This is a genomic window from Streptomyces anatolicus, from assembly GCF_019400875.1.
Lineage (GTDB): Bacteria > Actinomycetota > Actinomycetes > Streptomycetales > Streptomycetaceae > Streptomyces > Streptomyces anatolicus.
This window is the reverse complement of record NZ_WMBF01000290.1, coordinates 1-8,031: the sequence shown is the minus strand read 5'-3', so window position 1 is coordinate 8,031 and position 8,031 is coordinate 1. Positions and strand designations below refer to the sequence as shown.

7 protein-coding genes are annotated in these 8,031 nt (G+C 71.8%); 2 read left to right on the top strand and 5 right to left on the bottom strand.

Annotated elements, in window-relative coordinates; genetic code table 11:
- The first annotated feature begins 45 nt into the window (after positions 1–45).
- Positions 46–969, top strand: a complete 924-nt coding sequence (locus tag GKQ77_RS22475) for a DUF5829 family protein (protein ID WP_219690738.1) — start codon at positions 46–48, stop codon at positions 967–969.
- A 97-nt stretch (positions 970–1,066) separates the two neighbouring features.
- Here GKQ77_RS22475 and GKQ77_RS22470 read toward each other — a convergent pair whose 3' ends face one another.
- Complete coding sequence (locus tag GKQ77_RS22470; protein WP_219690736.1) at positions 1,067–2,218, bottom strand: RNA polymerase sigma factor; 1,152 nt, start codon at positions 2,216–2,218, stop codon at positions 1,067–1,069.
- An 18-nt stretch (positions 2,219–2,236) separates the two neighbouring features.
- A complete protein-coding gene (locus GKQ77_RS22465; RefSeq protein ID WP_219690737.1) occupies positions 2,237–2,644 on the bottom strand; it encodes a YciI family protein in 408 nt (135 codons plus the stop codon).
- Between the two features lie 399 nt (positions 2,645–3,043).
- On the opposite strand from GKQ77_RS22465, the gene GKQ77_RS22460 reads away from it, so the two are divergent.
- Entirely contained in the window at positions 3,044–4,255 is a 1,212-nt protein-coding gene (locus tag GKQ77_RS22460) for a S8 family peptidase (RefSeq protein ID WP_219690735.1), read from the top strand.
- Between the two features lie 92 nt (positions 4,256–4,347).
- Here GKQ77_RS22460 and GKQ77_RS22455 read toward each other — a convergent pair whose 3' ends face one another.
- The 3 genes from GKQ77_RS22455 to GKQ77_RS22445 all read right to left on the bottom strand — a co-directional run.
- Positions 4,348–5,520: an MFS transporter gene (locus tag GKQ77_RS22455; RefSeq protein ID WP_258021760.1), complete on the bottom strand. Its 1,173-nt coding sequence runs from the start codon at positions 5,518–5,520 to the stop codon at positions 4,348–4,350.
- The gene (locus tag GKQ77_RS22450; protein WP_219690733.1) at positions 5,520–6,995 is read right to left on the bottom strand and encodes a CitMHS family transporter; all 1,476 of its coding nucleotides are present in this window, start codon (positions 6,993–6,995) and stop codon (positions 5,520–5,522) included. The genes GKQ77_RS22455 and GKQ77_RS22450 overlap by 1 nt, the downstream gene beginning before the upstream one ends.
- 121 nt (positions 6,996–7,116) lie before the next feature.
- Positions 7,117–8,031, bottom strand: a 915-nt coding sequence (locus GKQ77_RS22445) for a molybdopterin dinucleotide binding domain-containing protein (protein WP_308117750.1), incomplete at its 5' end; no start/stop codon positions are given.

The following is an 8,031-nucleotide window of genomic DNA, read 5'->3' as shown; positions in this document are numbered from 1 at the left end:
GCCCGCCCTAAGCTCCCCCTCATGCTGCTGCGCCGGAAGTTGCGGATGGCCATGGTCCTGGCCGTGGCCCTCGCCGCCACCCTCGTCGGGGCGACCGAAGGAGGCGCAAGGGCGGCACACGCCGAGGAGCAGCCGCCGCACCACCGGCAACTGCTGTTCTACAACCACGCCTACGGAGTCTTCGACCGGGAGACCGCCGACGCCGTCGAGCACTCCGGATATCTCCGGAAATTCGCCGACTTCCAGGTCCGCACCACGACCGGGCCCGACGGCCGGGTCCGGACCGGCCGCTATCTGCTGGGCCGGGAGACCTACCTGGAGATCTTCGGGGTGGGCGACGTGCCCGACAGCCCGCTCGGCAGCGCCGGCATGGGAATCTCGACCGAACGCGCCGGTGACCTGGGGACCGTGCTCGAACGGCTGCGGGCCCTTGGCGTCGAGGACCCGATCGAATTCCGGCAGACCCGCGACTTCGGCGACGGCGTCCCGGTGCCGTGGTACGACGGCGTGTTCACCAGCGGCCAGTACGACACCTTCGGCACCTGGGCGATGGAGTACCGTCCCGAGTACTTCGCCGACCCGCGCGGCAAGACCGAACCGGCCTCCTACCCCGGCGACGTCGGCCGCGAGCGCTACCTCCCCGACGTCTACCGCGAGCGCCTGATGCGGGACGTGACCTCGGTCCGCCTCGCGGTCACCGCGCGCGATCTGGAGAACACCGTGCCGCTGCTGCGCGCGGGCGGATTCACCGTCCGCCCCGCGCCGGGCGGCGGCGTCACCGCGACCGGTGGCGGTACCGCGATCCGCCTCGACGCCGTGCCGCGCGACCAGGTGGGCCTGCGGCAGGCCACGTTCTCGCTCAACCGCGCCGTGAGACAGCGGCATGTGGAGCGGCTCGGCCACTCGACCCTGAGGGTCGGCCCGGGGCCACGCGCCGTGTGGGACTTCGAGGGCGGGGAGCGGGGCTGAGGCGGGACCCTGACCGTCCAGGAAGTTCGCACTCCGGGCGGGGAGAGCGGCGGCGCGCAGGCCCTCATCCAGCAGCGGCGCCCCGGCCCCGGCCCGCTCAGCGGCGAGCGTTGAGCCGGGCGTTGAGCCGCGCGGCCTGACGTGTCAGGTGGCCACGCTCGGCGAGGTTCGGCGCCTTCCGCGCCGCCTCCGCGTACAGCCTCGCCGCCGTCCCCAGGTCGCCGTCGCGCTCGTGGAGGTACGCCGCCACCGCCGCGTGGCGCGGCAGCGACTCGTCGAGGGAGGCGAGCGCCGCGAGGCCCGCGCGCGGGCCGTCCGCCTCGCCGACGGCCACCGCGCGGTTGAGCCGGACGACGGGACTGTCGGTCAGGCGGACCAATTCGTCGTACCACTCGACGATCTGCACCCAGTCGGTCTCCTCGGCGGCGGGCGCGTCCGCGTGGAGCGCCGCGATGGCGGCCTGCGCCTGGAACTCGCCGAGCCGGTCGCGGGCGAGTGCCGCCTGGAGGATCCCGACGCCCTCGGCGATGGACGCGGTGTCCCACCGGCCGCGGTCCTGCTCGGCGAGCGGCACAAGGCCGCCGTCGGGACCAGTGCGGGCGGCGCGCCGGGCATGGTGGAGCAGCATCAGGGCGAGCAGCCCCGCCACTTCGGGGTGGTCGATCGCGGCCGCGAGCTGCCGGGTGAGCCGGATGGCCTCGGCGGCGAGGTCGACATCGCCCGAGTACCCCTCGTTGAAGACCAGGTACAGGACGCGCAGCACGGTGGCGACATCGCCGGGCCTGTCGAACCGCACGCCGGAGACGGTGCGTTTGGCGCGGCTGATGCGCTGGGCCATCGTCGCCTCGGGCACCAGGTAGGCGCGGGCGATCTGGCGGGTGGTGAGCCCGCCGACGGCACGCAGCGTGAGCGCGACCGCCGATGACGGGGTCAGGGAGGGGTGGGCGCACAGGAAGTAGAGCTGGAGCGTGTCGTCCGCGTCGGGCGCGGGCCCGGGCGCCGGTTCCTCGTCCATACGCTCCTCACGCCGACGGCGCGCGGAGTCCGCCCGGGTCGCGTCGAGGAATTTGCGCCAGGCCGCGGTGACCAGCCAGCCCTTCGGGTCCCGCGGCGGGTCGGCGGGCCAGACGCGGACCGCCTCGACGAGTGCGTCCTGGACGGCGTCCTCGGCCGCCGCGAAGTCGGCTCCGCGGCGGACGAGAATCCCGAGCACGCTCGGCGTGAGACTCCGGAGCAGGGTCTCGTCCATCGGTGAGGTCACTCCGTGTCACTCGGTGATGGTGGGCGGGGCGGTCAGGAACGGGCGCACCTCGAGCCACTCGTGGATCGGCTTGCCGCCCGCGCCGGGGGCGGCGGACAGCTCCCCGGCCAGCTCGACGGCGCGCTCGTAACTGTCCACGTCGATGATCATCCAGCCCGCGATGAGGTCCTTGGTCTCGGCGAACGGGCCGTCGGTGACCGGCGGGCGCCCTTCACCGTCGTACCGCACCCAGGCCCCCTCCGGGGCGAGCGCCTGGCCGTCGACGAACTCGCCGGTCTTCTCGAGCCGGTCCGCGAAGTCGCCCATGTATTGGATGTGCGCCGAGATCTCCTCGGGCGTCCACTGGTCCATGGGTACGTCGTTGACGGCGGCCGGGGCGCCTCGGTAGTGCTTCAGCAGCAGGTACTTGGCCATGGTGTGCTCCTCGGTGCTTGTGCGGCCCATTGTGGTCGCGTTCACCCCGGGGACGGAGCCGATCACGGGTTCTCGACATCGCGGGCGAAGTTTTTTTCTCGCGCCTCGAAGGGGCACCCGCTTCTTTCGCCGGCCGGTCCCATTTCGTCGACCGGTCCCACGAAGCGCCGCCAAAGATGACATTCACCGCGACTTGGTCCGGAATTTGATTTCCGTTGCGTGACATACGCATGACAAGCCGTCCAACCTCTTGATCTATCCCCTGCCGAGCGGCCACGCTTCTGCTCGCGACGGGAGCGGCACGCACCGCTCCCTTCTGTGTGTGCGATCACGCGCACACCCCCCACAGTCGCGTCGCCCCACCCCGGGCGCGCCGCCTATGAGGAGGACTCCCTCGTAATGGCAATGCCGCGTAGCAAGAAGACTGTGATCGCCGCCGCGATCTCGACCGCCGCCGCCGCCGTTCTCGGCACGGTCACCGCTCTGCCCGCCCAGGCCGCCCCCACCGAGGGCACCGTGATCGCGGCGGGCTCCCCCGACGCGGTCAAGGGCAGCTACATCGTCACGCTGAAGAAGAGCTCGGGCCTCAAGGCGACCACGAGCCGGGGCAAGGGCCTCATATCCGAGTACGGCGGCTCGGTGACGAAGACCTACAAGTCCGCGCTCAACGGCTACGCCGCGAAGCTGAGCGCGGCGGAGGCGAGACGCCTCGCCGCCGACCCGGCGGTCGCCTCCGTCGAGCAGAACCAGCGGGTCCGGACCACCGCGACGCAGACCAACGCCCCCTGGGGCCTGGACCGCATCGACCAGGCCAGGCTGCCGCTGAACGGCAGCTTCACCTACCCGGACACGGCGGGCTCCGGCGTCACCGCGTACGTCATCGACACCGGCGTACGCATCTCGCACTCGGAGATCAGCGGCCGCGCGGTCAACGGCTACGACGCCGTGGACGGCGACACCACCGCCCAGGACGGCAACGGCCATGGCACGCACGTCGCAACGACCATCGCGGGCAAGACGTACGGCGTCGCCAAGAAGACCAAGATCGTGGCCGTCCGCGTGCTGGACAACAACGGCTCCGGTACGACCGCCGGGGTCATCGCGGGCATCGACTGGGTGACCGGCAACCACGCCGCCGGTGCCCCGGCCGTGGCCAACATGTCGCTCGGCGGCGGCGCCTCCACCTCGCTGGACAACGCGGTGAAGAACTCCATCGCCGACGGTGTCACGTACGCGGTCGCAGCGGGCAACGAGGGCGTCAACGCCTCCAGTTCCTCCCCGGCCCGGGTGCCCGCCGCCATCACGGTGGGCGCGACCGGCAGCAACGACGCCAAGGCCAGCTGGTCCAACTACGGCTCGGTCCTCGACATCTTCGCGCCCGGTGTCTCCATCAAGGCGGGCTGGCACACCGGCGACACGGCGACCAACACGATCTCCGGTACGTCGATGGCCACGCCGCATGTCGCGGGGGCGGCGGCGATCTATCTGGCGGGGCGCCCTGCTGCTACGCCCGCGCAGGTTTCCTCTGCGCTGGTGACGGGGGCCACGCCCAGTGTGGTGACCAGCCCGGGTTCCGGTTCTCCTAACCGGCTGCTCAAGATTGTTCAGTAGTTTTACCGGCCCGCAGGGGTAGTTGACCGGCTGTCCCTGCGGGTTGTTCTTGGCTGGTCGCGCAGTTCCCCGCGCCCCTTCGGGGCGCTTCCTCAGGGGCGTGGGGAGCGTGTGGCCAGGGTCGCGGCCAGGAGGAGCAGGGCTCCCAGCATCACGAAAGGTGCTGCCACGCCCGCGACTCCCGCTACCAGGCCCGCCGACGCGGGGGCCGCCACCTGGCCCAGGCGGTTGCCGGTGAGGCGCAGGGCCAGGGCCGTCGAGCGCGCGCCGTCGGGGGCCGCCTGGACCACGGTCGTCATGGAGAGCGGCTGGCCGACGCCGAGGCAGAAGCCGAGCGCGGCGAGCATCAGGGCGAGCCCCCACACCGGTACGGACAGGGCCATCCCCGCGCAGAGCAGCCCGCCGAGCAGACAGGTGCCGGTGAGCAGGGCGGTCCTGCCGAGCAGCCGGATCATCGGGGTCATCACCAGGCGGCAGGCGATGGTCGACGCCGCCCGCAGACTCAGGAGCAGCCCGACCGTCGCGGGGGCGATGCCCCGGTGCTCGCCGACCACCGGCAGGTAGGCGGTCAGGATGTCCGTCGCCGAGAGCACGGCGAGGCTGACGAAGATGCCCCCGGGCACACCACGGGCGCGCAGGATGCCCAGCACCGGCACCCGCTCGGCGCGCTTGACGGAACGCGCCGGCCGCACGTGCTCGATGCGCCACAGCGAGGCGAGGGAGACCGCGCCGACGGCCGCCGAGACGAGCAGGGCCAGCGCGCTGGTGCGGCCCATGTCCGCGCCGATCAGGGCGCCCGCGGCGATCGGCCCGATCAGCTGGCCGAGCGAGGCCCCGATGGTGAAGTGCCCGAAGTTGCGGTCCTGTTCGTCGGGTGCCGACTGCCGGGCCACGATCGACTGGGCGCCGATCACGAAGCAGAGGTGGCCGAGCCCCATCACACCGCTCCACGCGGCCATCGCGGCGAGCGAGCCCGCCGTCCCGCTCAGCGCGCAGCCGCCGGAGATCAGGACGACACCCAAGGGCAGCAGCGGCGCGCACCGCCCGTGGTCCGTCCTGCGTCCCAGCGGCACGGCGGCGAAGAGCGGGAGCAGCGCGTAGACGCCCGCGATGACGCCGACGGCCCGCTCGTCGGCGCCGAGCGACAGGGCCCGGTAGGAGACGGCGGGCCGCGCCATCGACACCGCCCCCTGCGCGAAGCCGAAGGCGATGACGAGGCGCAGCAGCCAGCCCCTGCCGGCGGGCCCGGCCGACGCGCGTGGCATCAGATGATGCCGAAGAGGATCCCGGAGCCGAGCACCACGAGCGAGGTGAGCACGGCCCATTTGACGGTGAACTTGGTGTGGTCGCCGAACTCCACCTTGGCCATGCCGACGAGCACGTACACGGCGGGCACCAGCGGGCTCGACATGTGCAGCGCCTGGCCCGCGATGGAGGCGCGGGCGATCTCCAGGGTGCCCACGCCGTGGGCCTGCCCCGCCTCGGCGAGGACCGGGAGGACGCCGAAGTAGAAGCCGTCGTTGGACATGAAGTAAGTGAGCGGGATGGAGAGCAGCCCGGTCACCAGGCCCATGTGCGGGCCCATGCCCTCGGGGATGGCGTCGACGAGCCAGTCGGCCATGTGGTCGACCATGCCGGTGCCGGTGAGGACGCCGGTGAAGACGGCGGCGGCGAAGACCATGCCGGTGACGTTGAGGACGTTCTCCGCGTGGGCGGCGATACGGGCCTTCTGGTCGGGCATGTGCGGGAAGTTGACGGTGAGGGCGAGCGCCGCGCCGAGCAGGAAGAGCACCGGGATCGGCAGCCACTCCATGATCATGGCGGTGAGCAGCAGGACGGTGAGGCCCGCGTTGAACCAGTAGAGCTTGGGGCGCAGGGTGGCCCTGTGGGGGTCGAGCCCCTGGAAGTCGTCGGCGTCGGTGTCGTTCTCCTCCGCGTCCGCTTCCGTGCCGGATCCGCCGGTGGGGGTCTTCTTCGTCAGGGACGTACGACCGTCGCCCGCGCCCCCGCCCGTTCCCGTTCCCGTGCCTGTGCCTGTGCCTGTGCCCGTGCCTGTGCCCGTTCCCACCAGGACCGTCTCCTCGGCGGGCTCCGTCTCCCGCTCCAGGACCTCGTCGAGGGAGAGCACGCCGAGCCGCTTGCGCTCCCGCAGGCCGAGTGCGTACGAGAGGAGGAAGACGGCGACGAGGCCCATGGCGAGGGCCGGGATCATCGGTACGAAGATGTCGGCGGCGTCGACCTTCAGGGCGGTCGCGGCGCGTGCCGTCGGGCCGCCCCAGGGCAGGGTGTTCATGACGCCGTTGGCGGTGGCGGCGACGCCCGTCATCACGACGAGGCTCATCTTGAGGCGCTTGTAGAGCGGGTACATCGCCGAGACAGTGATCATGAAGGTGGTCGAGCCGTCGCCGTCGAGGGAGACGATCGCGGCGAGCACGGCGGTGCCGACCACGATGCGCATCGGGTCCGCCTTGCAGAAGCGCAGGATGCCCCGGACGATCGGGTCGAAGAGGCCGACGTCGATCATGACGCCGAAGTAGACGATGGCGAACATGAGCATGGCCGCCGTGGGCGCCAGATTGCCGACGCCGTCGAGGACGTAATCCCCGAGATGGGCTCCCTTTCCCACGAAGACGCAGAAGAGGGCGGGGATCAGCACCAGCGCCGCGATCGGCGACATCTTCTTCATCATGATCAGCACCAGGAAGGTGGCGATCATGACGAATCCGAGGATTGTCAGCATGGGGGCTACCTAACGTTCACCATCGAACTCCCACCAGGTCTGGCGGTCCGGTCGACGTTAGGACTGGCCGTGAAGCGTTAACAAGATGTTGACGCGTGAGCAATAAGCGCAAAACTCCAGGTCAACGCGGCGGCTCCGAGGGCGCGGCGGTGAGCTGCACGGCGAAGCCGTTGAGTACGGCGTTCCCGGAGAGCGGGTCGAGGAGGGTGCCGTCCAGGAGCTGGTTGACGTTGGCGCCGGGGTGTCCGGCGGCGACGCCGAGCCGGGTGCCCGGGCGGTCGTGGCCCCAGCCGTGCGGCAGGCTCACCACGCCGGGGCGGACGGCGTCGGTGACCTCCACGGGTACGTCGATCCTCCCTCCGGCGGCGGCCACGCGCGCGTGGCCGCCGTCCGCGAGGCCGATGCGGGCCGCGTCGTCGGGGTGGACGTGCAGGGTGCAGCGGTTGGAGCCGCCGACGAGGGCGGGGACGTTGTGCATCCAGCTGTTGTTGGAGCGCAGATGGCGCCGGCCGACCAGGACGAGGTCGTGCGGCGCGGTGTCCAGGGCGCGGGCGAGGCGCGGCAGATCGGCGGCGATAGGGGCGGGCAGGAGTTCGACGCGGCCGCTGACGGTCTTGAGGACCTCGCCGATGCGGGGGCGGAGCGGGCCGAGGTCGATGCCGTGCGGGTGGGCGAGGAGCCGCTCCAGGGTGAGGCCGTCGGGGCGGGCGCCGAAGCCGTCGCCGTAGGGGCCGAGGCGCAGCATCATGTCGAGCCGCCGCTCGGGGCCGTTCTCGCCGGTGAGCTGTCCGGCGAGGTCCTGGGGGTCGCGGCCGTGGACCGGGGAGTGCGGGTCGGCGACGGCTTTGCCGAGGACGGTGTCGACGACCATGGTGTCGACGGCGTCCGGATCGGCGCCGTGCATGCCGCCGACGGCGAGCACGAGCCGGGCGAGGATCTCGGTCTCGGCCATCCGCCCCTCCTCCAGGGGGACGGGGGCGCGGGTGTAGCGGACCTGGTTGCGTACGGCGAGCGCGTTGAAGGCGAAGTCGAAGTG